Source organism: Pseudomonas sp. 3MA1, from assembly GCF_029237275.1.
Classification (GTDB): domain Bacteria; phylum Pseudomonadota; class Gammaproteobacteria; order Pseudomonadales; family Pseudomonadaceae; genus Aquipseudomonas; species Aquipseudomonas fluorescens_AP.
Genome location: NZ_JAACFX010000007.1, coordinates 358,134 through 382,323 on the forward strand (window position 1 = coordinate 358,134; position 24,190 = coordinate 382,323).

Consider the following 24,190-nt stretch of genomic DNA (forward strand, 5'->3'; position numbering starts at 1 on the left):
TCACCCTGGGATCGGTCCTGATAACAACTAGAAGAGAGCGCACATTAGTGGATCAAACCTTGCAACAAGGTGAACTCAAGCGTGGCTTGAAGAATCGCCATATTCAGTTGATCGCCCTGGGCGGGGCGATCGGCACCGGACTCTTCCTCGGCTCGGCCGGGGTGCTCAAGTCCGCCGGACCCTCGATGATCCTCGGCTATGCGATTGCCGGGTTCATTGCCTTCCTGATCATGCGCCAGTTGGGGGAAATGATCGTCGAAGAGCCGGTGGCCGGCTCCTTCAGCCACTTCGCCCACAAGTACTGGGGCGGTTACTTCGGCTTTCTCGCCGGCTGGAACTACTGGGTGCTGTATGTCCTGGTGGGCATGGCCGAGCTCACCGCGGTGGGCAAGTACGTGCAGTTCTGGTGGCCGGAAATCCCCACCTGGGTCAGTGCGGCGGTGTTCTTCGTACTGGTCAACCTGATCAACATGATGAACGTGAAGTTCTTCGGCGAGGCCGAGTTCTGGTTCGCCATCATCAAGGTGGTGGCCATCGTCGGCATGATCGTCCTCGGCTGCTACATGCTGTTCAGCGGCAGCGGCGGCAGCCAGGCGTCGGTGAGCAACCTCTGGTCCCACGGCGGTTTCTTCCCCAACGGCGGCACCGGCCTGCTGATGGCCATGGCCTTCATCATGTTCTCCTTCGGTGGCCTGGAGCTGGTGGGCATCACCGCCGCCGAAGCCGCCGAGCCGCGCAAAGTGATTCCCAAGGCCATCAACCAGGTGGTGTACCGGGTGCTGATCTTCTACGTCGGCGCCCTGGCCGTGCTGCTGTCGCTGTACCCGTGGGACGAACTGCTGGTGAGCCTGAACGCCGGCGGCGACGCCTACAGCAGCAGCCCCTTCGTGAAGATCTTCTCGCTGATCGGCAGTGATGCGGCGGCGCAGATCCTCAACTTCGTGGTCCTGACCGCGGCGCTGTCGGTGTACAACAGCGGCGTGTACTGTAACAGCCGCATGCTCTTCGGCCTGGCCGAACAGGGCGACGCACCCAAGGCGCTGATGAAGCTCAACAAGCAGGGCGTGCCGATCCTGGCCCTGGGCATTTCCGCCCTCATCACCCTGCTCTGCGTACTGGTCAACTACCTGGCGCCCCATGAAGCGCTGGAGTTGCTGTTCGCCCTGGTGGTGGCTGCGCTGATGATCAACTGGGCACTGATCAGCCTGACCCACCTGCGCTTTCGCAAGGCCATGGCCGAGCAAAACGTGGTGCCGTCGTTCAAGGCCTTCTGGTCGCCATTGAGCAACTACCTGTGCCTGGCGTTCATGCTGATGATCGTCGGCGTGATGTGGATGATCCCGGGCATCCGCGCCTCGGTGTATGCGATTCCGGTGTGGGTCCTGGTGATCTGGGGCTTCTACCGCCTGAGTCATGCACGCAAGGCCGGGCAGCCCGCCCTGCACTAAGCCACGCGCTTGCAGCCCCCGAAGCCCGGCCTGAATCAAGGCCGGGCTTTTTTGTCGGCGGCCGTCAAGCGGTCTGCCAACACTGGCCAATGTGGCCTGAAATAACAGTCCGCTTTCTTCCTAGAATCGACTCCCTCTCGGCACCTGAGCCTGGGAGCCTGTTTCTGGATGGAGAGCGGCTGATGAACAGAACGGCGACAAGCCTGCGCTGGACCGATGTTTTCTCGCCCACCGTGGCGGCGCTGATTTCAGTGCTGGTGAACTACGGCGGGACCTTTGTCCTGGTGTTCCAGGCCGCCGAGCTGGCGCGGCTGTCAGCGGCCCAGACCGCGTCCTGGGTCTGGGCGGTGTCGGTCGGTGTCGGCCTGACCGGGCTGTGGCTGAGCCTGCGTTACAAGGCGCCGATCATCACCGCCTGGTCCACCCCCGGCGCGGCCTTTCTGGCCACGGTGATGCCGTTCACGCCCTATGCCGAGGTGATCGGCGCCTACCTGATCTCGGCCCTGGGGTTCATCATCCTCGGCGGCTCCGGGGCCTTCGACAAACTGGTGCGGATGATCCCCAAGGGCATTGCCGCCGGCCTGCTGGCGGGCATTCTGTTGCAGTTCGGGATCAACGCCTTTGGCGGCGCCAGCGCCGATCCGCTGCTGGTGATCGTGCTGCTGGTGGCCTACACCTTGCTGCGGCGTTTCACTTCGCGCTTTGCCGTGGTGGGCATCCTGGTCATCGGCCTGGGGCTGCTCATCGCTCAGCAGCGGATCGACTTTTCGGCAGTGAACTTGAGCCTGGCGGTGCCGGTATTCACAGCGCCGCAGTTCTCCCTGCAGGCCTTGCTCGGAGTGGCGCTGCCGCTGTTCGTCATCACCCTCACCGGCCAGTACATGCCCGGCATGCTGGTGTTGCGCAATGACGGCTACAGCACCAGCGCCAACCCAGTGCTCACGGTCACCGGGCTGGGTTCGCTGCTGATGGCACCGTTCGGCGCCCACGCCTTCAACGTGGCGGCGATTACCGCGGCGATCTGTACTGGCAAGGACGCCCATCCTGACCCGAAAAAACGCTACATCGCCGGTATCGCCTGCGGGCTGTTCTATATCTTGGTGGGCACCTTCGGCGTGACCCTGGCCAGCCTGTTCATGGTGCTGCCCAAGACCTTTGTCAGCACTCTGGCGGGCCTGGCGCTATTGGGGGCCATCGGCGGCAGCCTGGCCAATGCCATGGCCGACGCGGCGACCCGGGAAACTGCGCTGATCACCTTCCTCGCCACCGCGGCCAACGTCACCCTGCTCGGGGTCGGCGGCGCCTTCTGGGGGCTGGTGGCCGGCTTGACCGCGCACCTGCTGATTCATGGCCGGGCCACTCTGTTGACCGCCCCTGCCGTCAAACCCTGAAGACCAACGCCTGGCTAGGCCTTTCGCAGGGCCTGGGCCAGGCGCGCCATGGTCGTTTCGATTTCATGGGCGCTGAGCGAGGCGTAGCCCAGCAACCAGCCTGGCTGCTTGTGCTCCCCGGCATACAGTCGGCTGAGCCCTGGTAACTGGATGCCGACCCTGGCGGCTCGTTGCTGGGTCAAGGCTTCGCTCCAGCCGGGCTCCAGCAGGCAAGGAATCTGCAACCCGCCCGGTGGCGGCAAGGCCACGGCGATGCCCTGCAAATGCCGGCCTATGGCATCGAGCATGGCTTGCCGACGCTCGGCGTAGAGCTTGCGCATGGCCCGCACATGGGCGTTGTAGTGCCCCTCCTCCATGAACCGCGCCAGGGTCAGCTGGAGGATCTGCGGCGTGTGCCCGTCCATGATGCTGCGGGCCGCGCTGAAGGCGCTCACCAGTTCGCTGGGCAAGGCCATGTAACCCATGCGCAGGCCCGGATAGAGGGTCTTGCTGAAGGTGCCGATGTAAAGGGTGCGCTGATACGGGTCCAGGCCCTGGACACAGGCGGTGGGCAAACCGTCGTAGTGGAACTCGCTGTCGTAGTCGTCCTCGATGATCCACTTCTCCTGCTCGGCAGCCCAGCGGGTCAACTCCAGCCGGCGCTCCAGGGACAGGGTGGCGCCCGTGGGGTACTGATGGGACGGCGTCACATAGACACAGCGGGCGCCACTGCGGTCGGCGCGCAGCAGGTCGGTGCGAATGCCCTGGCTGTCGACATCGATGGGCACGATCCGCGCCTCGGCGGCCTCGAATGCCTTGCGCGCGCCGAAGTAGCCCGGGTTCTCCAACAGGATCGGCTTACCGGCGTCCACCAGCAGTTGCGCGCACAGAAACAGCGCCTGGCGGGTACTGCTCAGCACCAGGATCTGCTCGGCCTGCACCTTGGCTCCGCGTTCCAGGTTCAGGTAGGCGGCAATCGCCTTGCGCAGGGGCAGCGCGCCCTGGGGATCGCCATGCAGCAGTACATTGGCGCGGTAATCCTTCGAGGCCTGGCGTTGCAGGCGCTCCCAGACATCCAGCGGGAAGCTGCGGGTTTCCGGCAGCCCGGTGGCAAAGGCGGTGACGGCCTGCTGATCGCTGACGCCGCCCCTTTGCAGCAGCAGCGCGCCACGCCGGCTCAAGCCCGCACCGGGCGCTCGACTCTTCCCCGGCTGGCCCTGCAACTGCTGGCGGCGGCGGACCGAGCCGCGCAACTGGGCGCCGATGGTTTCACACACATAACTCCCCGAGCCCTCGCGACGCTGGATAAATCCGTCGCGCTGCAACTGCACATAGGCGTTTTCCACGGTGTCCCGGGAGACTGCCAGCGACTTGGCCAGGGCCCGACTGGCCGGCAGCTTGACCCCAGGCCCCAGGGCGCCATCGAGGATCAGGCCACGCAAGGCCCGCTGAATGCGCTGGTGCAGGTCCAGCGGGCGGAACTCAGGGTCGCTGAGGCGCATCTTGAGGGTTTCAAGCTCGAAGGTCCGGGACATGTGGTCTGCCTGTTCAAATGAAAGTAGCGCACAAGGGGCGGCCACTTTAGCTGCACAGCGGCCCTCGCGTCAGCTGTTGCAACCTTCGCTGTCGGCGAACGAAGAATGTGGCGAGGGAGCTTGCTCCCGTTCGATTGCGCAGCAATCGCAAAGCCTGCTGGCGCGGGATGCCTTAGGACCTTCACAGGCCGTGGGTGGGGGCGCTGCGCACCCCAGCGGGAGCAAGCTCCCTCGCCACAGGGCAATGGACAAGCCCAATAAAAACGGCGCGGCCCCAAGATGAGGACGCGCCGTTTTTTGTTAAGTGAACAGGGCGATCAGAGCGAGGAGCGCACCCGCCACAGTTCAGGGAACAGCACGGTGTCGAGCATCTTGCGCAAATAGCCGACGCCTTCGGTGCCGCCGGTGCCGGGCTGGAAGCCGATGATGCGCTCCACGGTGGTCACGTGGCGGAAGCGCCACTGGCGGAACGAGTCCTCCAGGTCGATGAATTTCTCCGCCAGCTGGTACAGGTCCCAATAGGCCGAAGGGTTGGCGTATACCTCGCGCCAGGCGGCCTCCACCGACGGGTCATGCTGGGTCGTGGTGGTGCTCTGCAACGCCAGCCGCGCGGGGTCGATGCTCAAGCCGCTGCGGGCCATCAGGGCGATCGCCTCGTCATACATCGACGGGGTGGCAATCGACTCCTCCAGGGATTGCAGCAGCTCGGGGCGATGGGCGTGAGGCCGCAGCAGGGCCGCGCTCTTGTTGCCGAGGATGAATTCGATTTCCCGGTACTGGAACGACTGGAAGCCCGAGGACTGGCCCAGGTACGGGCGGATCGACTTGTACTCGGACGGCGTCATGGTCGCCAGCACGGCCCAGGCGTGCACCAGTTGGTCGAAGATCCGCGACACCCGCGCCAGCATCTTGAACGCCGGGGGCAGCTGGCCCTGGCGCACCTGCTCGCGGGCGGCCTTGAGCTCGTGCAGCATCAGCTTCATCCACAGCTCCGAGGTCTGGTGCTGGATGATGAACAGCATCTCGTTGTGGTCCGGCGACAGCGGGTGCTGGGCACTGAGGATGCGCCCCAGGTCCAGGTAGTCGCCGTAGCTCATGGAGTCGGAGAAATTCAGCTCGGCGTTATGCCATTCATCCGGTGGGTTGCTTGAAAAAGGACATTGGCTCATGGCGTGGGCTCCTCGCCTCAGGCAGCGGTTGCCGCCCGCAGGCTGCGCACCCCGGACTCGGGGCGCACAACGGCGCGGGCGGCCAGCTGTGTATTTATTGTAGGAATCAATCGGCCAGGGGGCGCAGGATCGCCCGCACCGGACTGGCGTCCAGGTGAGCGAAGCGCAGTGGCAGGGCAATCAGTTCGTAGTCACCTTCGGCCACCTCATCCAGGACTATCCCCTCAAGGATCGCCATGCCGTGGCGAGCCACGGCGTTGTGGGCCTCCATGGTCTTGGACTGCTGCGGGTCGAGGGACGGGGTGTCGATGCCGATCAGGCGCACGCCGAGGCTGGCCAGCAGCTCGACGGTGGCCGGGGCGACGGCGGTGAAGTCCGGATCCCAGGTGCTCAGTGGCGCCTGTGGATAAGTGCGCAGCAAGACTCGCGCAGGCACGTTGTCCAGGCGCCCGAGCAAGGCTTCGGGCTGCACCAGGGCGCCGCTGCCCAGGCAATGCAGGACCCGGCACGGGCCCATGTAGACATCCAGCGGCACGTCGCCGATGGGCAGGCCGTCCGGCCGGTAATGCAGGGGCGCATCGACATGGGCGCCGGTGTGGGGCGACAGGGTCACCCGCCCGACATTCACCGGGCACTCGGGCCCGAACTGCCAGACGCGCTCCTCCTGGAACGGTGTATCTCCCGGCCAGGTCGGGGTCGCGGTACTCAAGGGCGGGCTGATATCCCACCAGCGTGGTGTCTTTTCCATTCGTGCGGCTCTCGGTCACTCCGGACTGAATGATACGAGCGATACCACTGAAGTTTCTTGCGAAATAACTCGGCTCTCGTCAGATATTTCGCAAATCCTGCTAATAAAGCGAGCTTCGCCAACCGAATCTTGCAACCCCTTCAGCCCCTTTCGGGCCGAACCGGCAGCGACCCGCGCGACAGCCACCGCAGAGGACGGTAGCGCTTCTGGATACCCCGAGGTCGAGAACAGACATCCCGCGCCATGCCAGGCGCTATAGGGTGCGTCTTCAGTTCTCTGCCCGCTAGGAGCACAGCATGTCGCAACCCATCACCGTTCTGCGCGATACCCATCCGCTGCCCGTTCTCGACGCCTGCAAGTGGGAAAAACTCGAAGGCGATCCGCACACCGTCAACCTCAACGCCTACACCAGCGAGGACGGCAGCAAGATCATGGGCACCTGGATCTGCACCCCAGGCAAGTGGCGAGTGGCCTATGAAAAGTGGGAGTACTGCCATTTCCAGGAAGGCTACTGCGTGATCACCCCGGACGGCCGCGATCCCATCCACCTGCGTGCCGGCGATATCTTCGTGGTGGAACCCGGAATGAAAGGCACCTGGGAAGTGCTGGAAACCGTGCGCAAGTACTTCGTCTTCGCCTGACCCCTGCACACCCGCCGGGAGCCCGCGCAATCCGGGCTCCTTGGCCACGGCGACCATTCAACTCAACGCACCCCGCCAAATGTCTATATAATCCCTGCCAAATGGCAAAGGCAGGAGCAGCACCCATGGTTGCACTGACAGACACCGGCCTGTCCCCCAAGCGGCGGGGCAAGCTGGTATTGAAAGAACAGTCTTCGGACATCCTCCTGGGTGGCCGGGCACGCTTTGACGACCGCATCTCGATCTATCGCCTGACCGAGGAAGGCATCCCGCTGACGGCGATCATCAAGTTCGTCTCCTCGGTGCCCATGCTCAAGGACGAACAGGTCCTGGCCAAGATCATCGGCCTCTCCGAACGCACCCTGCACCGCCGCCTGAAAACCCCGGACGAGCCCCTGAACCCGGAGCAGAGCGCCCGCGCGGTGCGCTTTGCCCAGGTGCTGGCCAAGGCCCAGGAGGTCTTCGGCAGCAGTGAAGAGGCCCAGGAGTGGATGGCCAAGCCGGTGATGGGCCTCGATGGCCACAAACCGGTGGACCTGCTGACTAACCCCATCGGCTTCGAACTGGTGGACGAGTTCCTCACCCGCCTGGAATACGGGGTCTATCAGTGATCAGTGCGCCCGGCAGCAGTGCGATTCACTTCTGGCGACTGGACGCCGCCCGCCACGCCGACAGCTGGGACAGTGGCATCGGCGCCGAGCTGTGCGGCGGTCGCTGGAACTCCAAAGGGGTCAAGGCCGTGTACGGCAGCGCCGATCCGGCCACGGCGATTCTCGAAGTGGCGGTGCACAAGGGCTTTGCCGCCCTGGACAGCGTGCCCCATGTGCTCACCGGCGCCTTGATCCAGGATCCATCGGCAATCTACCGGATCGATGAGCACAGCATTCCCAATCCCAACTGGCTGGTGCCGGGCATTCCCAGCGCCGGTCAGCAGAAGTTTGCCGACCAGTTGCTGGCCGAGCATCCGTTCGTGCTGGTGCCTTCCTCGGTGTCGCGCCACAGCTGGAACATGCTGATCAATCCGTTGCTGGCCAAAGGGCTGTACCAGGTGGTTATCCAGGAACGCTTCGGCCTCGACACCCGCCTCAACCCTCCCCCGCGCAGCATGGCCGGCCGCCCGAACTGAGGCGAAAAAAAGCGGGAACCTGCCCGACGCAGGTTCCCGCAAACGCCCCGGCTGAAGGGGCTGCGTTCAATACCAAGCTTCGCCAGACTCGGAATCGCTGCGGCCCTTCGGGCCGTTCGCAGCCTGCGGCAGCGGCTACACAATCTTTGCCTTACTGCGGCTTGCGGAAGCTGTTGACGATGGCCGAGAAGTCCTTGCCGCCTTCCCCGCGCAGGCTCATGGCCTGGTACAGCTGCTGGGCCACGGCGCCGAGCACCACCGGCTGATGCGCCTGACGCGCGGCCTCGGTGGCCAGCCCCAGGTCCTTGAGCATCAGCTCGGCACCAAAGCCGCCGGTGTAGCCGCGGGATGCCGGGGCGGTTTCAATCACACCCGGCCAGGGGTTGTAGGTATCGGAACTCCAGCAACGGCCGGTGGAGCTGTTGATGATCCCCGCCAGCACCTGGGTGTCGATTCCCAGGGCATCGCCCAAGGCCATGGCTTCGCTGACGCCGATCATCGAGATGCCCAGCAGCAGGTTGTTGCAGATCTTGGCGATCTGCCCGGTGCCCACTTCGCCGCAATGCACGATGTTGCGCCCCATCTGCGCCAGCACCGGTTGCAGGGTGGCGAACAGCTCGGCGCTGGCGCCGACCATGAAGGTCAGGGTGCCGGCCTGGGCGCCACCGGTGCCGCCGGACACCGGCGCATCGGCCATGGCCACGCCTTGCCTGGCGGCAGCGGCGGCCACTTCGCGGGCGGTCTGCGGGTCGATGGTGCTGCAGTCCACTGCCGGCACGCCGCTGGCGATTCCCGCCAGCACCCCGTCTTCACCCAGCCACACACTGCGCACATGGGCCGCGGCGGGGAGCATGCTGATCACCAATTCAGCGCCTTCGGCGGCGGCCTTGGGCGAGGCACTGATGCGCCCGCCCAATTGCGCCAGCTCGGCCAGCACGCTCTGGTTGAGGTCGAACAGGTTCAACTGGTGGCCAGCCTTGATCAGGTTGCGGGCCATGGGCGCGCCCATGTTGCCCAGGCCGATAAATGCAATGTTCATGTCAGGCTCCTCAACGCAGGCTGATGGTGGTGTTCACACCGTCGTTGACGCTGTCGTCGTCGAACCAGCGGGCGGTGACGGTCTTGGTCTGAGTGTAGAACTGCACCACTTGCTTGCCGTACGGGCCCAGGTCGCCGAGCTTGGAGCCGCGGGAACCAGTGAAGCTGAAGAACGGCACCGGCACCGGAATCGGGATGTTGATGCCGACCTGGCCGACGTCGATTTCGCTCTGGAACTTGCGCGCCGCCGCCCCGCTCTGGGTGAACAGGCCGGTGCCGTTGCCGAAGGGGTTGGCGTTGACCAGGGCAATGGCCTGGTCCAGGGTGTCGACCTCCAGCACCACCAGCACCGGGCCGAAGATTTCCTGGGTGTAAATCTGCATATCGGTGGTCACCCCGGAGAACAGGGTCGGGCCGATGAAGTTGCCCTGCTCGTAGCCCGGGACCTGGATGTCGCGGCCATCGAGTTCCAGCTTGGCGCCTTCTTTCACGCCACTTTCGATCAGCTCCAGAATCCGCGCCTTGGCGCGCTTGGACACCACCGGGCCGACATCGGTGCCCGGCTCGCTGCCGGCGTTGACCTTGAGCTTCTGCGCCAGGGCCTTGAGGTCCGGCAGCCATTGTTTCGCCGCGCCCACCAGCACCACCACCGAGGTGGCCATGCACCGCTGACCAGCCGCGCCGAAGCCGGCGCCCACCAGGGCATTGAGGGTCTGTTCGCGGTTGGCGTCGGGCAGCACCACGGCGTGGTTCTTGGCGCCCATCATCGATTGCACGCGCTTGCCGTGCTTGCCCGCCAGGTCATAGACGTGGGTGCCGACCGCGGTCGAACCGACGAAGGACACGGCCTTGATGTCCTTGTGGGTGCACAGCGCATCCACCACGTCCTTGCCACCGTGCACCACGTTGAGCACGCCGGCCGGGACACCGGCTTCCACCGCCAGCTCCACCAGCAGCATGGTGGACAGCGGGTCCTGCTCGGACGGCTTGAGAACGAAGGTGTTGCCGCAGGCGATGGCCATCGGGAACATCCACAGCGGGATCATCGCCGGGAAGTTGAACGGGGTGATCCCGGCGCACACGCCGATCGGCTGGCGCAGGGTGTAGGTGTCCACGCCGCCGGCAACGTTCTCGGCGAATTCGCCCATCTGCAGGGTGCCGATGGAGCAGGCATGTTCCACCACTTCCAGGCCACGGAAGATGTCGCCCTCGGCGTCGGCGAGGGTCTTGCCCTGCTCGGCGCTGAGGACCGCGGCAATGCGCTTGGAATGCTCACGGATCAAGGCCTGGAGCTTGAGCATGATGCGCATCCGCGCGCCGATCGGGGTCAGTTTCCAGGTCTGGAAGGCACGTTGGGCCGCAGCGATCGCGGCGTCGACTTCAGCGGCCGTGGCAAAGGGCACCTTGGCCAGCACTTCCTGGGTCGCCGGGTTGACGATGTCATGCCATTCCTGGCTCTGGGACTGGACCCATTCACCGTCGATCAGCAATTTGACCTGTTGCAGGGTGGTGCCGTCGGGCTTGAGGGATGCGTTCATGGGGTCTCCTGACTTCTTGAGTTCTTATGCAGGGAACCAAGGCGGGCAAGCGCCTTGAAAGAGGGGCTGTCGCGAGTTGGTGTCGGACGGTTTTTGGAGTATAGATGTGCAAATTCCTAATAAGAACGCACATAAAATCCGGTCCAACATGCAAAAAAACATCACCTCGCTGAGCACCCTGAACTGGGACGACCTGAAGTTTTTCCTCGAAGTGGCGCGCACCCGCAAGGCCAGCAGCGCGGCCAAGCGCCTGGCGGTGGACTACACCACGGTGTCGCGGCGCATCGGTTCGCTGGAAACCGCCCTGGGCACCCTGCTGTTCGAAAAGTCCCGCACCAACGGCTTCGTCCTCACCGCCGAGGGCCAGCGCCTGCTGGGGTATGCCGAGTCGATCGAGAGCACGCTGCACATGGCCTGCGAGCAGGTTTCGGGCTCCGGGGTGGCGTTGTCCGGGCATGTGCGCATAGGCTGCACCGAAGGCTTCGGCAGCTTCTTCGTCACCCCGCAGTTGAGCCATTTCCTCGATGCCTACCCGGCGATCTCGGTGGATATCCTGCCGCTGCCGCACTTCATCAGCCTGTCCAAGCGCGAGGCGGACATCGTCATCGCCCTGGAGCGCCCGGAACACGGCCCCTACGTGTGCTGCAAGCTGTGCGACTACCGCCTGCAGTTGTACGCCACCCAGGAATACCTCGACCGCCACCCGCCGATCCGCCGCCCGAGCGACCTGGGGGAGCATCAATTCATCAGCTATGTGGATGACCTGGCGTTCAGTTCCGAGCTGCTGTACCTGGGCAATGTGGTGCCCGGGGCCAGCGCCAACCTGCGCAGCACCAGCGTCATCGCCCAGTACGTGGCGGCGCAGCAGGGCCGCTCGCTGGCGATCCTGCCGTGCTTCCTGGCGGCCCAGGACCCGCGGCTGCTGCCGGTATTGCCCAAGGAGATCAACCTGACCCGGCAATTCTGGATGTACTGCCGTGAGGACCTCAGGAAGTTGAAGCGGATCACCCTGTTGTGGGATTACATCCGCGAGGTGACGGAGCAGAATCGCCCGCTGCTCATGGGGGACAGCCGCAGCATGCTGTTCGCCGCCCCCTGACGCTTTACCTGCTCATGGATCGAACTGGATACCCGAAGATGAAAAAACTCAGCCGGCGCGGCTCGCTCACCCTTGGCGCAGTGGTTCTCGGCGCCTCGCTGTGGCCCGCTTCGCAATGGTGGGAAAAGGGCCTGGCGACGGCCCGCGGCGCCCCCCGCATCAGCCCCAACGGGTGCTACAGGGTTCAGGTATTCAGGCCGTTCTGGGTCCTGCCCGGCAGATTCCACACCCAGTACCACCCGGACCCGGAGCAGGCTCCCAACGAGAACCCGCACTGGGAGCTGCCGGCGTTTTTCCGTTTGTATGACCAGCGCAATGGCCAATGGCTTGGCGACAGCCAGATCTATGACCTGGTCGTCGACGGGGGCCCCTTGCAGTGGGGCATGAAAGGAGACCCGCGGGTGTCCGCGGCCATGATCGACATCGGCCCCAACGCGCCGGATTGCATCGGCGACCAGCCGGCCAAAGGGCGCTAGCGGCTGCCGGGGGTAGCCGCCAGCCGGGCAATGCCGATCAGTCGGCGATCACCACGATCGACACCCGGCGGTTTTCGGTGCGTCCGGCGGCGGTGCTGTTGGAGGCCACCGGCTCGCTGCTGCCCAGGCCGCGCAACTGGATGTTTTCTTCACGCATGCCGACCTGGGTCAGCACCTTGACCACGCTCTTGGCCCGGCGCACGGAGAGCTGCACGTTGTAGGGTTCCTTGCCCGAGGCGTCGGTGTGGCCATCGACCCGGACCTTCTGGATATCCACGCTGAGCAAGGCCTTGCCGATGCGCTGGACGATCTCGGTGCTGGCCTGGTTCAGGGTTTCCACATCGCTGCCAAACAGCACCTTGCCCGACAGGCCGAAGGCCCAGCCTTCATCCGTCAGTTCGAAGCCCTCCTGTTTCAGAACCGCGATCTGTTTCGGGGTCAGACCTTTGGGCGGCACGCTCTGGCAGCCAGCCAGGGCCAGCAGGGCCATGAATACCAGGGTACTGAACAGTCGAACCGAACGTTGCGTCATTGAGAACAAGGGAATTAGCTCCTGTTTTGAACCTGAACGATTGGGGGCTCCGCCCCCACTGTGTATTGCCCGCCTCGCGAACCGCGCTTGGCTTGGTACATGGCCTTGTCGGCGGCGTTCAACAGGCTGCCGGGCGTCAGGCCATGATCCGGGTACAGGGCAATGCCGATGCTCAGCGACGTCATGATCGACAGGTTGCCAGGCAGCTGGATCGGCATTTCCATGCTGTTGATGATTTTGTCGGCAATGCGCTGGGCGTCTTCGACCCGGTGCAGCGGCGTCAGCAGCACGGCGAATTCATCCCCGCCCAGACGCGCGACCAGATCCTCCTCACGCAGTTGCGCGCGAATCCGCGTGGCCACCGCCACCAGCACCGCATCGCCGGCGGCATGACCGAAGTTGTCGTTGATCTCCTTGAAGCGGTCGCTGTCGAGAAACAGCACCGCCATGCGCTCGTTGAGCTTGCTGGCGCTGCGCAGTGCGCGGATCAGCCGGCCCTCGAAAAACGCCCGGTTGGGCAGACCGGTCAGGCTGTCGTGGCTGGCCTGGTGCGCCAGGGTTTCATTCTCGCTTTGCAGATGGGTCTGCCAGGCTTCCAGCTCATCAAGCAGGGCATTGAAGTCGTTGCCCAGGTTGTCCAGCTCGGCGATCTGCGCCGGCGGCACCCGCTGATCGAAGGCCCGCTCGCGCCGGGCCGCGTGAGCCACTTCCGCCAGGCTGCGCAAGGGGCCGGTGATGCCCCGCAGTTGCCGACGCGCCAAGTACAGCGACACCCAGGCACTCAGCGCGGTGCACAGCACGATGCCCACCAGACCGCTGAACAGAAAGCGCAACAGGCTGCCGCCATGGCCGGTGACATTGACCGTGCCGACTTCGCGGTTCTGATGCAGGATCGGCAAGCTGATGGGCTTTTCCAGGAACGCGCTGGCGACGTGCATCTCCAGGTTGGTCAGCAGGCCGCTCTCCGGACGTTGCCAACTGGCCAGCAGGCGGCCCTGGATGTCATAGACCTTGGCATCGGCCACCTCTTCGGTGGAGGCGATCAGGGCCAGGGCCTCGGTGGCCACCACACTGTCGTTGAACACCACCGCGGCTTCCACGGTGTAGCTGATGGACCGGGCGATCAGGTGCAGGTTGTGATCGGCATAGACCCGCAACGCCAGGACCCCGAGAAAGGTCAGGGACAGGCTGGCCATGCAGATCGCCAACAGCGCGACGATCAGGTGGCCGCGACCTATGACCGACCGCAGGGTGGGGCGGGCCTTGGGCTTGAACCACTTCATGGGGCCGCCGGACGACGACGAGACAATTGCAGCACGCTGGGATGAATCTTCACCCCACTGCGGGCCACCGAGTCCAGATTGACCTCGAACGACACCTGATTGTCGCTGACCCGCAGGCAGAACAGGCTGCCCACGGTGCACTGGTCGCCGCCCTCGCTGATGCTCAGCACGGGTTGGCCGATCAGCGAGTTGAACAGCCGGTTACGCTCTTCTGTGCTCAATTTGCCGACGTACACCGAGTCGCACTCACTGGCCAGGGCCGGGCTGCTGGCCAGCAACCGGCGCACCAGCACGGGGCGACCGGTGGCCTGTGTCGTGCCCTTGAGCAGGTCATCGGTGTATTCGGTGGGACCCACCACGCACAACCGCAGCTCTGCGGGCTCCACCGGCCAGCGCGCGTAGCTGAGGATCCCCAGCACCACTTGCGTCACCGCCTTGGCCCGCTGCTCGGCCAGGCTGGTCGGGGTTGAAGGCTCTGACTGCGCCACGGCGCACAGACTGAACAGGCAAAGCATGGTCGACAGTACACACTGTCTCCACCGCAAACTGCGCTCTGTCCTCAAGACAGCCACGTCCATGCAGGGATTCTCGTTGAATTTCACGGAAATGATGCCGCAACGATAGCACAGCCCGGGAAAATGCAGCGAGGCCAGCGCCCCGAAACGGTGCCGGGCTCCAGACTCGGACATCGGCGTCAGTCCAGCTCCAGCATCAACCCGCTGAGGCGCTTGACCTTGCGCCGCACCGCCTCTTCGAACACCCCGGCGCGGGGCTCGATCAGGCTGAACCAGTCCTTGGCCCGAGTGATGCCCGTATAGATCAACTCCTTGGTCAGCACCGGGTTCAAGGCATCGGGCAAGATCAGCGCCGTATGGGCGAACTCCGAGCCCTGGGACTTGTGCACCGTCATGGCATAGACCGTCTCCACATCATTGAGCCGGCTCGGCAGCACCAGGCGCACCCCGCCCTGGCCATCGTTACGCGGGAAGGCAACCCGCAGCACCTGCCTCCCCGGCTCCTGGCCCTCGGCTTCCGGCAGTTTCAGGGCGATGCCGATATCGCCGTTCATCAGCCCCAGGCCATAGTCGTTGCGGGTCATCAGCACCGGGCGGCCTTCGTACCACAGCTGGTCGCTGTCGATCAGCCGGGCCTTGAACAGCGCCTGGGTGATGCGCAGGTTCAGGCCTTCGACGCCCCAGGGCCCCTTGCGCACCGCGCAGAGCAACTGGAAACGGTCGAAGGCCAGCAACACATTGCGCGCCCATTCGGTCCAACGCCGGTCTTCCAGGGGCGTGTCGGCGGCGGGACGCTGGCTGCGCAGCACTTGCAAGTAGTGCCGGTAACCTTGCGGTCCCTCGCCATGCCCCTCCAGCAGCAGACGCTCCAGCGCCCGGTCCTGCTCGCCCTTGAGGCTCAGGCCATACAGGTCGGCATGGCTGCGGGCCGCCAGCAGGCGCCGGGCCTCATCGGCCTGCTGCTGGTTGACCCAACGCGCCAGCTGGCCAATGCCGCTGCCTTCGCCGAAACGCCGGGAGTGACGCAGCATCACCACCTGCTGCGCCAGGGGATGCTGGTGCCCGCTGTCCTCCTGCAGGCCGCTGGCACCGAGGTGTTCACCGCTGACCGCTTCCAGCCAGGCGCGCGTCTGCGGGTTGTACCAGCCGGCCTCGGCATCGCGGCACAGGTCCCCGAGCACGGCACCCGCCTCCACCGAGGCCAGCTGGTCCTTGTCCCCCAGCAGCACCAGACGCGCGTGGATGGGCAAGGCATCCAGCAGATTGGCCATCATTTCCAGGTCGATCATCGACGCTTCGTCCACCACCAGCACATCCAGCGGCAGAGGGTTGCCGGCGTGATGGCGGAAATGCCGGGTGCCCGGACGATTGCCCAGCAAACGGTGCACCGTGGTCACTTCACTGGGGATCTTCTCGCGCACTTCATCGGCCACCGACAGGGAGCGCACCTGCAGGCTGATGGACTCGGTAAGGCGCGCCGCGGCCTTGCCGGTGGGCGCCGCCAGACGAATGCGCAGCGGTTTGCGGGCGTCCACCGCCGGGCCCTGGAGCAGGGCCAGCAGGCGCACCACCGTGGTGGTCTTGCCGGTGCCGGGGCCGCCGGTGATGATGCTGAACGCGCCACGGGTGGCCAGGGCGCAGGCGAGTTTCTGCCAGTCGATGGGCCCCGCCGCCTTGGCCGGACCGAACAGCCCGTCGAGGCGCTGCGCGAGGTTTTCCGGGGTGGCCTCGGTCAACGCCAGGCGTTGGCGCAGGGCGTTGTCGATGCGCCGTTCATAGGCCCAGTAGCGTCGCAGGTACAGGCGCTTGCCGGACAGCACCAGCGGCCGCTGGCGGGATGCGTCGCCGTGATCCGCCGCCAGGGCCACCAGCCGGCTGCCGGCCAGGACCTTGCACCACTGGGCGCCTTCGAGCCCCGCCAGGACCTGGGAGGGCAGCACCGGGGCGCCACTTGGCGAATCCCCTTCCGGTGGCAGGGACAGGGCGAAATCCGGCTCCTTGAGGGTTTCGAACAGGTCCAGGCAGACATGCCCATGCCCCAGCTGGTGACTGGTCAGGGCCGCGGCCATCAGCACCAGCGGATCGCAGCCCGGGTCCAGCTCATGCAGAAAGCCGACAAAGGCCTTGTCCAGGGAACGCAGCCAGCCGCGCTCGACCCAGCGCTCGAGCAACAGCAGCAGGTCCTGGGCACGGGTCAGGGGGGCCAGCTCGAACGGCGCATCAGGCATCTCGGTCGAGGAGGCGAACAGATCCGGGGTCATAGCAGCACTCCCTGCTCCCAGGCGGGCTCGGCCTTGGGCGGCTCGGGCTGGCCCTGGAACATGCGGTCCAGGCGCTCGATCAACTGCCGCGGCGGCCGGGCGAAATACGCGCCTCGGCTCGCCGAGCGACTGCCGCGCAGGAACAGGTACAGGGCACCGCCGATGTGCCGGTCATAGTCGTAGTCCGCCAGCCGGGCCTTGAGCTGGCGGTGCAGGGCCAGCAGGTACAGCACGTATTGCAGGTCGTAGCGGTTGTCGAGAATCGATTGTTCCATGGCCTGCTCGGTGTAGGCGGCGTCGTCCGCGCCCAGCCAGTTGGATTTGTAGTCGGCCACGTAATAGCGGCCCTGATGTTCGAACGTCAGGTCGATAAAGCCCTTGAACATGCCGTTGAGCAGCACCGGCTCGGCGGTGACCCGCGCCGCGCCCTGGTGGGTCTGCTCACGCACCCATTGGTCCAGCTTGAGCACGTCGACCTTGTGGCTGGCGAACCAGAACTCCATTTCGACTCGGTACTGGGTCAGTTGCCCCAGTACCACCGGCGGCTGTCCGTCTCCCAGCGGCAAGGGAACTTGCAGCAGGTGCTGCAGCCAGTCACTGAGGGTCGGGATCCAGCCCTGCCAGCCGCGGCGATTGCAACGGCGGGCGATGGCGTCGCCGATCTGCTCCGGGGTTGCGGTAAAGCCCTCCTCCCCCGCCCACTCCAGCAGACCATGAAGGAAGGTGCCGGGGTTCGGTCCCCGGGGAAAGCGGTGGATATCGCCACCACTGGCGGCGACTTCACGCGGGGCTTCGGGATCGAGCCGCTCATCATCGAAGAGTTTCTGCGCCTGGGGATTTTCCGGGGCTTCGGTGCTGCCGGCGCCCAGGGTGTCGCTGATGCGCAGGGCGCTGTAGGAGGCGATCCACCAGTTCTCCGCCGCGCGTCGAACCGGGATCAGCGGCTCCAGCAGGCTGGCGTCGTTGCGCGGCGGATGAAAACGCTGCTCATTGGCGGCCGGCAGTTCGCCCACGCCGATGGCATCACAGCCTTGCTGCAGGTCCAGCAGCCAGCGCAGCAACCCCTTGGACTCGTCGAGCCGGGCACCACCGCCCAGCAGGTAGCCCAGGGCCGAGAGGTGCAGCACTGAGCTGTTGTGATTGCCGCGCTTGAGGTCGGCCACCCCCAGCCAGCAGGCATGCTGGGCCCGGGTCAGGGCCACGTAGAGCAGCCGCAGGTCTTCCGCCAGGCGTTCTTCGTCCGCTTGCGCGATCAGCTCCGGGGTCGGTCGCAGGCTGACCTGGGGCTTGCCTGCGGCATCGTGGTAATGCAGGGGCAGGCGGCTGCCATCCACCGGCTTGGTGGAGCAGATGAAGGGCAGGAACACCAAGGGGTATTCCAGGCCCTTGGACTTGTGGATGGTCACCACCTTGACCAGTTGCTCGTCGCTTTCCAGGCGCAGGATCTGCTCCTCCGCGGCCTGCCCGGACAGCGCCAGGTGCTCGGCCAGATGGCGGATCAAGGCTTGCTCGCCATCCAATTCCGCGGCGTTCTGCTGCAACAGTTCGGACAGGTGCAACAGGTTGGTCAGCACCCGCTCGCCATCGCTGCGGGCCATCAACGCCTGGGGCAACTGGAAGTCGTGGAGCAGGCGGCGCAGCATCGGCAGCACGCCCTGGCTGCGCCAGATCGCCCGGTATCCGCGAAACTGCATGACCCGGGCTTCCCAGGCCAACTCGTCCTGGTTCAGCCGCTCCAGTTCCAGCAGGGACAGGTTCAGGGTCAGGGACGCCAGGGCCGCCCGCAGCGGACGCTCCACATCCGGCTCGGCACAGGCCTTGAGCCACACCAGCAGGTCCCGGGCTTCCTGGGCGGCGAACACCGAGTCCTTGTCCGACAGGTACACACTGCGCACCCCACGAGCCGCCAGCTCACCACGCACCGCCTGGGCCTCCTTGCCATCGCGGACCAGGATGGCGATATCTGCCGGCAACAGCCCCTTGAGGGCTTGCTGCTCACGGACAAAACCGCTGCGGCCCTGCTGACCGCCAACGAGCAGCTCGACAATCGCACTGGCACAAGCCGCCGCCTGCTGCTGACGATACTGAGCCCCGGACAGCGGCTGCTCGGCAGGCAGATGCCAGAAGTTCAGCGCCGGCAGCGCTTGACCGTCGACCTGCAACTGCTCCTTGCGCCCCTGGGCTGCCACCGCCAGGAACGGCACCGGGTTCCGGCCGTCGTCTTCGCGAAACAGAAAGGCCCCGCGCCCCTGCGGGCGCTGTTCGGCCTGCAGGAACACATGGTTGACCGCGCGGACCATGGCCTGGCTGGAACGGAAGTTGGTGCCCAGGGTGTGCAGGCGCCCGGTGGTGGCCTGGCGGGCCCGCAGGTAGGTGTAGATATCGGCGCCACGGAAGGCGTAGATCGCCTGCTTGGGGTCGCCGATCAGAAACAGTCCGGTCTCGGGGTCGTTGGCCTCGATGCGGTAGATGCTTTCGAAGATCCGGTATTGCACCGGGTCGGTGTCCTGGAACTCGTCGATCAGGGCCACCGGGAACTGCTCGCGGATCAGGGTCGCCAGGCGCTCGCCGCCATCGCTGTGCAGGGCGCTGTCCAGACGCAGCAGCATGTCGTCAAAACCCATCTCGGCACGACGGCGCTTCTCTTCTTCAAAGCGCTCACCGACCCACTGCGCGGCGTGCTGCAGGACCGCGGCGTCGGGGCTGGGCAACGCCTCGAGGCTGGCCTTGAGCCCGGCCATGGCTTCAAGCGCCGGGTGCTGCGGCACCTCTCCCTTCCAGGCTTCGCTCATGCCGTCCGGGGTCAGGCGGGTGAAGCCGGTGCCGATGTCCAACGCCTCAACGGACGCGTCTTCGGCCCAGGCGCTGATCTTTTCAAACCAGGGTTCGAAGAAGCGCGCCTGCAGCTTGCGGCCGTCGACGCTCTTGCTGGCCACGCCTTGCAGGCAGATGTCACGCAGCTCCCCCGCCCACAGCCGCCAGGGTGCCTTGAGTTGCACCAGGGCTTCCCGGCGCTCCTGCAGGCAGGCCTCGATCAACTCGCTGGGCGTCTGCGCCGAGGGCTGACGCTGCTCGCTGCCGAACAGCGCGCGAACCCGCGGCAGCAGTTGGGCCGGGCCGACCCAGTTGGCGCGTACCCAGTTCAGCGCATCGCCCTGCATCGGGTAGCAGAACAGCCGCCAGTAATCGCGCAGCACCTGCCCCAGCAAATCGCTGTGGTCGGTTTCCAGGGTCTGGGTGAACAGACTGCCGCTGTCGAAGGCGTGCTCGCGGAGCATGCGCTGGCACCAGCTGTGGATGGTGGAGACGGCGGCCTCGTCCATCCACTGAGCGGCGATGTCCAGGCGATTGGCGCAGGCGGCCCACTGTTCGGCGGGGTATTGCGCGCGCAGCTCGACGATCAGGCTGTCGGGGGCACTGATCTCGTCGCGGAAGAAACGCGCGGCCTCCGCCAGGCGGGTACGGATGCGCTCGCGCAGCTCCTTGGTCGCGGCGTCGGTGAAGGTCACCACCAGAATCTGCGGCGGCAGCAGTTCGCGGCCAAAGCCTGCGGACTCGCCGCCGTGGCCCAGCACCAGGCGCAGGTACAGCGCGGAGATGGTGAAGGTCTTGCCGGTGCCGGCGCTGGCTTCGATCAACTGGCTGCCGCGCAGGGGAAAGGCCAGGGCCAGAGGGGCTTGTTGACTCATTGCACAGCCTCCTCGCCAAGGGCGGAACGCCAGGGGGCGTCCAGCAGGGGGCGATAGAGCGTTTCGGCCCAGCCGCTGAACGTCTCATCGGCGATCAGCGCGTTGTAATCGGCAAATTGCCGGGCCAGGGCCGGAGTCTCCCGGCGCTCGCCCTCGCTGTTCTGGCCGTCACCATCGTAAGCCTTGCGGGCCGCGGCGGCGGCTTTGTCCGGATCGCTCTGCCCGAGCCAGACAAAGGCGGTCTTGACCGCCACCGGCAGCGGCTGGCGCATGCCCGCCTGCCAGGCCAGCAGCAGGTTGCCGAGAATCGCCCGGGCCTGTTGCTGCTCCAGCGGCGCCAGCAACAGGCTGTCATCGCTGGCCACCAGCGCGGTGGTCAGGGAGTAGCCGCTGGCACAGGCCAGCAGGTGGTTGATCCAGGGTTTGATCAGGCGGTGCCATTTGCGGGTCTTGATCGAGCCGATGCCGTTGGCGATGGTGGTCACCGCCAACAGCCCGCCATCTGCCCGCTCATGCAGGCTGCTCAACCAGCCTTCCACACGCACGCCCTGGAGTTCCAGGCTGACCGGCAAGGCGCTGGTCAGCGGTGTCGGCCACAGGTCCAGCAGTTGCCGGTAGCGCTGCAACAGGTCCGGCAACGGCTCCATGAGCTCGCGTTGCAGGCACTCGCCAAAACCGGCCATGGGCAGCAGGCCGCTGGCTTGCAGGCGCTGCGCCTGGGCCTGCAGGGCCTGCTCCGGATGCGCGGCATCACTCAGTGCCGCCTCCAGCAAACTGTCGCTGAGGCTGTAGCGTTGCAGGGCATCGAGAACGAAGGGCTCCTCGTCCGCCAGCGGCGCGTCCATGGCTTCGAAAAACACCTTGAGGCGTTGGCTGAAAAAATGCCGTACCGGGTGCCGCAGAAAGTCCTGCAACTGAGCCAGGCTCAGGGGTTCATCCTGGACATAGGGTTCAAGGGGCTGGACGCTCATGCTGGGTTCGTGAGCCTGGTGCAGGACCTGCCATTCCCGGGCATAGCTGAACAGCGTGTCGCTGTCGTGGAAGTAGCGGGCACTGAAAGGTTGCAGCGGGTGCTCCTGGGTCAGGGCTTCGAGCAACGATGAGTGTTCGTCCAGCAGCCGCCAGCCGCCGGCCAGGTGATCGCGCAGTTGGCCGATCAGCACCGAGGCGGGCCGTTCGCTGTTGTCGCGAATACTGCGGCCGACCCAACTGATGTACAGCTGGTCCCGGGCCGAGAGCAGGGCTTCGAGCAGCAGGTAGCGGTCATCCTCGCGCCGTGAACGGTCGCCAGGGCGGTAGTCGCTGCCCATCAGGTCGAAGTCCAATGGCGGCTGGGCCCGTGGGTAATCGCCGTCGTTCATGCCCAGCAGACACACCAGCTTGAAGGGGATGGCCCGCATCGGCATCAGCGTGCAGAAGTTCACCGCGCCGGCGAGAAAGCGCTGGGACAGGCGGCCCTGATCCAGGCCAGCCAGCCAGGCTTCGCGCACCACGGTCAGGGGCAACTGATCTTGCAGGCCGACGGATTCGCAGGTTTCCAGCCAGGTTTCCCGCAGGTCTTCCAGCTGGCCCAACAGGTAGTCGTCGTGCTCGGTGGCGGCCAGGAAGAACTGCTCAAGCAATTGCTGCAGGCGCTCGCCCCATTGCGCCGGCACCGCCGGCTCGGTGAGTTGCTGGTAGGCCATCTGCAAGGCATCCAGCAGCGCCACCAAGGGACCGATCAGCGCCGCATCCAGGCCGCCGATCTCGTCATAGGGCTCGATGCCGTCGCAGGCATCGGAGCGGCCGACGGCGTACCCCAGGAGCATGCGCCGCAGCCCGAAACGCCAGCTGTTTTGCTCCAGTTCCTCGGGCAGCCCCAACTCCGCCCGCTGCTGGGCATTCATGCCCCAGCGGATACCGGCCCCTTCGATCCAGCGATGCAGGGTCGGCAGGTCGGCTTCGTCGACACCAAAACGGGCGCGCAGCGCAGGGACGTCGAGCAGATCGAGGATCTCGCTGACCGGAAAGCGGCTGTCCGGCAGTTTCAGCAGGTGCTCGACGGCAATCAGCAGCGGGTCGCGGCCACGCTGGCCCTGGTCGGTGAGGGTGAAAGGGATGAAGCGGCGGTCATCACGTTCCAGTTGGCCGAATACCGCGCGGATGTGCGGGGCGTAGCTGTCGATGTCGGGGACCATGACGATCACATCGCGTGGCCGCAGGTCGGGTTCGGCACTGAAGCGCGCCAACAGCTGGTCGTGGAGGATTTCCACTTCCCGTTGCGCGCTGTGGGCAATGTGAAAACGGATCGACTGATCCTGCTGCAAATCGACGGCGGGCCAACGTTCACGGGTTTCGTTGAGGGGGCGCAGTTCGAGGATGTCGTCCTGCAACTGCTGGAGCATGGTGCGCGGTTCGCTCTCGCTGAACAGGTCGATGCGCCCATCGCGAAAAGCCGCGCGGTAACTGTTGGGATCGTCGTAGCTGTCCAGCAGATTGATGTAGTCACGGCCCTGTTTGCCCCAGGCGGCCAGTAACGGATGGGCGTGCTGGTGCAGGGTCTGCGGATCCAGGGCCAGGGGCATGCCGGCTTTGCGCGCCTGACGTTTGTATTGATGGCGGAGCAGATCCTTGTCGGCAACGATGTCCGCCCAGTGATGGCGACAGGGGTTGTGCACGCAGAGCAGGACCTGGCTGAAACGTGCCAGTCCGGCCAAGGCTTCCAGGGCCTGGGCCGGCAATGAAGAAATGCCGAAAACGATCACCCGGGATGGCAAGCCAGCGGGGGGCTGGTCGAGGCTGTTGATCCGTTCGATAAAGCGCTGGTGGACTCCGGCTCGACTCTGGGCCATGCCCTCGGTGCCGACATCCACAAGCAGGGCACGCCACAGTTCGGCTTGCCAGCAGTTGGCTGGGGTCAGGGCCTTGGCTTCGCCGCGAACGTTGCGCAATTGATGGCGCCCTGCTGACCAGTCTTCCAGCCAGTCGGCTCGGTAGACCTGATATTGGTCGAACAGGTCCGCCAGACGTTCCGCCAGTTGATAGCGCTTACGCAGATCGCTGTCGTGGGTCAGAAAGCGTTGCAGGGGTTCGAAATGGGGCTTGTCGATCAGCTCCGGCAGCAAGCGCATCAGGCGCCAGGTCAGCGGGGCTTTATCCAGCAGGGATTTGGGCGGGATTTCGTCTCGACCCAGGACCAGACGGTAGAGCTGCCACATGAAGCTGCCGGGCAATTGCACATCGATCGCCGCGGCAATACCACAGCCGCCGGAGTCGTCCTCTTCGGGATCTTCGGCCAGGGCCAGCTTCAACCATTGGGCGATGCCATTGCTCTGCACCAGGGCGATTTCATTTTCCAGGGGAGCCAGCGGGTAACGCCGCATCCAGCTCACCACCAGACTGCGCAACTCGTCCAGGCGGTTACCGTGAACCACCATAAAACCGGGGGTGAGGGACGAGGCGTCCGGCATAAAGGCTTCCTTGGAGAATGCAAAAAGCTAGGCCGGAACCTTAGCACTGTCGCGGGGCGCTGGCAGCCGCAGTCTCGTGCCCGTCGCCTGAACCAGCGGCACAGCTTTTCTGCGACGCAAAAACAAAACCCCAACTGCTTTCGCAGTTGGGGTTTCGGAATTTAATCTTGACGATGACCTACTCTCACATGGGGAAACCCCACACTACCATCGGCGATGCATCGTTTCACTTCTGAGTTCGGGATGGGATCAGGTGGTTCCAACGCTCTATGG

18 protein-coding genes and 1 rRNA gene are annotated in these 24,190 nt (G+C 65.3%); 7 read left to right on the plus strand and 12 right to left on the minus strand.

Features of this window, described 5'->3' with window-relative positions:
• Positions 1-47: 47 nt before the first annotated feature.
• Both GWQ44_RS20590 and GWQ44_RS20595 read left to right on the plus strand, forming a co-directional pair.
• On the plus strand, positions 48-1,448 hold the full coding sequence (locus GWQ44_RS20590) for an amino acid permease (protein WP_016964421.1): 1,401 nt from the start codon (positions 48-50) through the stop codon (positions 1,446-1,448).
• 182 nt (positions 1,449-1,630) lie between these two features.
• A complete protein-coding gene (locus GWQ44_RS20595) occupies positions 1,631-2,839 on the plus strand; it encodes a benzoate/H(+) symporter BenE family transporter (RefSeq protein ID WP_275928172.1) in 1,209 nt (402 codons plus the stop codon).
• 14 nt (positions 2,840-2,853) lie between these two features.
• Here the strand turns inward: GWQ44_RS20595 and GWQ44_RS20600 are convergent, their stop codons facing one another.
• From GWQ44_RS20600 to kynB, 3 genes are all read right to left on the minus strand, one after another.
• Complete coding sequence (locus GWQ44_RS20600) at positions 2,854-4,353, minus strand: PLP-dependent aminotransferase family protein (protein WP_275928173.1); 1,500 nt, start codon at positions 4,351-4,353, stop codon at positions 2,854-2,856.
• A gap of 317 nt (positions 4,354-4,670) precedes the next feature.
• Positions 4,671-5,522, minus strand: a complete 852-nt coding sequence (kynA, locus tag GWQ44_RS20605) for a tryptophan 2,3-dioxygenase (RefSeq protein ID WP_016965441.1) — start codon at positions 5,520-5,522, stop codon at positions 4,671-4,673.
• 106 nt (positions 5,523-5,628) lie between these two features.
• Positions 5,629-6,270 (minus strand): arylformamidase, encoded by a 642-nt coding sequence (kynB, locus tag GWQ44_RS20610; RefSeq protein ID WP_103742426.1) that lies wholly within the window; start codon positions 6,268-6,270, stop codon positions 5,629-5,631.
• Between the two features lie 296 nt (positions 6,271-6,566).
• Between kynB and GWQ44_RS20615 the strand changes: the two genes are divergently transcribed.
• The 3 genes from GWQ44_RS20615 (at position 6,567) to GWQ44_RS20625 (ending at position 8,037) form a co-directional block, all read left to right on the plus strand.
• On the plus strand, positions 6,567-6,911 hold the full coding sequence (locus GWQ44_RS20615) for a cupin domain-containing protein (RefSeq protein WP_016965439.1): 345 nt from the start codon (positions 6,567-6,569) through the stop codon (positions 6,909-6,911).
• A gap of 125 nt (positions 6,912-7,036) precedes the next feature.
• On the plus strand, positions 7,037-7,522 hold the full coding sequence (locus GWQ44_RS20620; protein WP_047301581.1) for an antitoxin Xre/MbcA/ParS toxin-binding domain-containing protein: 486 nt from the start codon (positions 7,037-7,039) through the stop codon (positions 7,520-7,522).
• Positions 7,519-8,037 carry an RES domain-containing protein gene (locus GWQ44_RS20625; RefSeq protein WP_016965437.1) on the plus strand — a complete coding sequence of 173 codons (519 nt, stop codon included), beginning with the start codon at positions 7,519-7,521 and terminating at the stop codon, positions 8,035-8,037. Before GWQ44_RS20620 ends, GWQ44_RS20625 begins: the two co-directional genes overlap by 4 nt.
• A 151-nt stretch (positions 8,038-8,188) precedes the next feature.
• Here GWQ44_RS20625 and mmsB read toward each other — a convergent pair whose 3' ends face one another.
• Together mmsB and GWQ44_RS20635 are read right to left on the minus strand one after the other, a co-directional pair.
• Positions 8,189-9,076, minus strand: coding sequence for a 3-hydroxyisobutyrate dehydrogenase (gene mmsB, locus GWQ44_RS20630; protein WP_275928174.1), 888 nt, complete (start codon positions 9,074-9,076; stop codon positions 8,189-8,191).
• A 10-nt stretch (positions 9,077-9,086) separates the two neighbouring features.
• Entirely contained in the window at positions 9,087-10,613 is a 1,527-nt protein-coding gene (locus tag GWQ44_RS20635) for a CoA-acylating methylmalonate-semialdehyde dehydrogenase (RefSeq protein WP_016965435.1), read from the minus strand.
• Between the two features lie 148 nt (positions 10,614-10,761).
• Between GWQ44_RS20635 and GWQ44_RS20640 the strand changes: the two genes are divergently transcribed.
• Positions 10,762-11,712, plus strand: coding sequence for a LysR family transcriptional regulator (locus GWQ44_RS20640; RefSeq protein WP_275928175.1), 951 nt, complete (start codon positions 10,762-10,764; stop codon positions 11,710-11,712).
• A gap of 38 nt (positions 11,713-11,750) precedes the next feature.
• The gene (locus tag GWQ44_RS20645; protein WP_041115802.1) at positions 11,751-12,188 is read left to right on the plus strand and encodes a hypothetical protein; all 438 of its coding nucleotides are present in this window, start codon (positions 11,751-11,753) and stop codon (positions 12,186-12,188) included.
• 37 nt (positions 12,189-12,225) lie between these two features.
• Here GWQ44_RS20645 and GWQ44_RS20650 read toward each other — a convergent pair whose 3' ends face one another.
• From GWQ44_RS20650 to rrf, 7 genes are all read right to left on the minus strand, one after another.
• Positions 12,226-12,720 carry an OmpA family protein gene (locus tag GWQ44_RS20650; protein WP_042941316.1) on the minus strand — a complete coding sequence of 165 codons (495 nt, stop codon included), beginning with the start codon at positions 12,718-12,720 and terminating at the stop codon, positions 12,226-12,228.
• 14 nt (positions 12,721-12,734) lie between these two features.
• Entirely contained in the window at positions 12,735-14,003 is a 1,269-nt protein-coding gene (locus GWQ44_RS20655) for a diguanylate cyclase (RefSeq protein WP_275928176.1), read from the minus strand.
• Positions 14,000-14,581 carry a YfiR family protein gene (locus tag GWQ44_RS20660; protein ID WP_199009494.1) on the minus strand — a complete coding sequence of 194 codons (582 nt, stop codon included), beginning with the start codon at positions 14,579-14,581 and terminating at the stop codon, positions 14,000-14,002. The genes GWQ44_RS20655 and GWQ44_RS20660 overlap by 4 nt, the downstream gene beginning before the upstream one ends.
• A 116-nt stretch (positions 14,582-14,697) precedes the next feature.
• A complete protein-coding gene (gene recD / locus GWQ44_RS20665) occupies positions 14,698-16,779 on the minus strand; it encodes an exodeoxyribonuclease V subunit alpha (protein WP_275928177.1) in 2,082 nt (693 codons plus the stop codon).
• Positions 16,776-20,468 (minus strand): exodeoxyribonuclease V subunit beta, encoded by a 3,693-nt coding sequence (recB, locus tag GWQ44_RS20670; protein ID WP_275928178.1) that lies wholly within the window; start codon positions 20,466-20,468, stop codon positions 16,776-16,778. The genes recD and recB overlap by 4 nt, the downstream gene beginning before the upstream one ends.
• Positions 20,465-23,917 carry an exodeoxyribonuclease V subunit gamma gene (recC, locus tag GWQ44_RS20675; RefSeq protein ID WP_275928179.1) on the minus strand — a complete coding sequence of 1,151 codons (3,453 nt, stop codon included), beginning with the start codon at positions 23,915-23,917 and terminating at the stop codon, positions 20,465-20,467. Before recC ends, recB begins: the two co-directional genes overlap by 4 nt.
• Before the next feature lie 165 nt (positions 23,918-24,082).
• Positions 24,083-24,190: ribosomal RNA gene (gene rrf / locus GWQ44_RS20680) — 5S ribosomal RNA — on the minus strand; the annotation flags it as partial.

Coding starts and splice junctions, on each gene's coding strand:
- recB (WP_275928178.1), bottom strand. CDS start 20,468: ATGAGTCAACAAGCCCCTCTGGCCCTGGCCTTTCCCCTGCGCGGCAGC.
- kynB (WP_103742426.1), bottom strand. CDS start 6,270: ATGGAAAAGACACCACGCTGGTGGGATATCAGCCCGCCCTTGAGTACC.
- GWQ44_RS20595 (WP_275928172.1), top strand. CDS start 1,631: ATGAACAGAACGGCGACAAGCCTGCGCTGGACCGATGTTTTCTCGCCC.
- recC (WP_275928179.1), bottom strand. CDS start 23,917: ATGCCGGACGCCTCGTCCCTCACCCCCGGTTTTATGGTGGTTCACGGT.
- GWQ44_RS20660 (WP_199009494.1), bottom strand. CDS start 14,581: ATGGACGTGGCTGTCTTGAGGACAGAGCGCAGTTTGCGGTGGAGACAG.
- kynA (WP_016965441.1), bottom strand. CDS start 5,522: ATGAGCCAATGTCCTTTTTCAAGCAACCCACCGGATGAATGGCATAAC.
- GWQ44_RS20650 (WP_042941316.1), bottom strand. CDS start 12,720: ATGACGCAACGTTCGGTTCGACTGTTCAGTACCCTGGTATTCATGGCC.
- GWQ44_RS20620 (WP_047301581.1), top strand. CDS start 7,037: ATGGTTGCACTGACAGACACCGGCCTGTCCCCCAAGCGGCGGGGCAAG.
- GWQ44_RS20655 (WP_275928176.1), bottom strand. CDS start 14,003: ATGAAGTGGTTCAAGCCCAAGGCCCGCCCCACCCTGCGGTCGGTCATA.
- GWQ44_RS20645 (WP_041115802.1), top strand. CDS start 11,751: ATGAAAAAACTCAGCCGGCGCGGCTCGCTCACCCTTGGCGCAGTGGTT.
- mmsB (WP_275928174.1), bottom strand. CDS start 9,076: ATGAACATTGCATTTATCGGCCTGGGCAACATGGGCGCGCCCATGGCC.
- recD (WP_275928177.1), bottom strand. CDS start 16,779: ATGACCCCGGATCTGTTCGCCTCCTCGACCGAGATGCCTGATGCGCCG.
- GWQ44_RS20600 (WP_275928173.1), bottom strand. CDS start 4,353: ATGTCCCGGACCTTCGAGCTTGAAACCCTCAAGATGCGCCTCAGCGAC.
- GWQ44_RS20615 (WP_016965439.1), top strand. CDS start 6,567: ATGTCGCAACCCATCACCGTTCTGCGCGATACCCATCCGCTGCCCGTT.
- GWQ44_RS20635 (WP_016965435.1), bottom strand. CDS start 10,613: ATGAACGCATCCCTCAAGCCCGACGGCACCACCCTGCAACAGGTCAAA.
- GWQ44_RS20640 (WP_275928175.1), top strand. CDS start 10,762: ATGCAAAAAAACATCACCTCGCTGAGCACCCTGAACTGGGACGACCTG.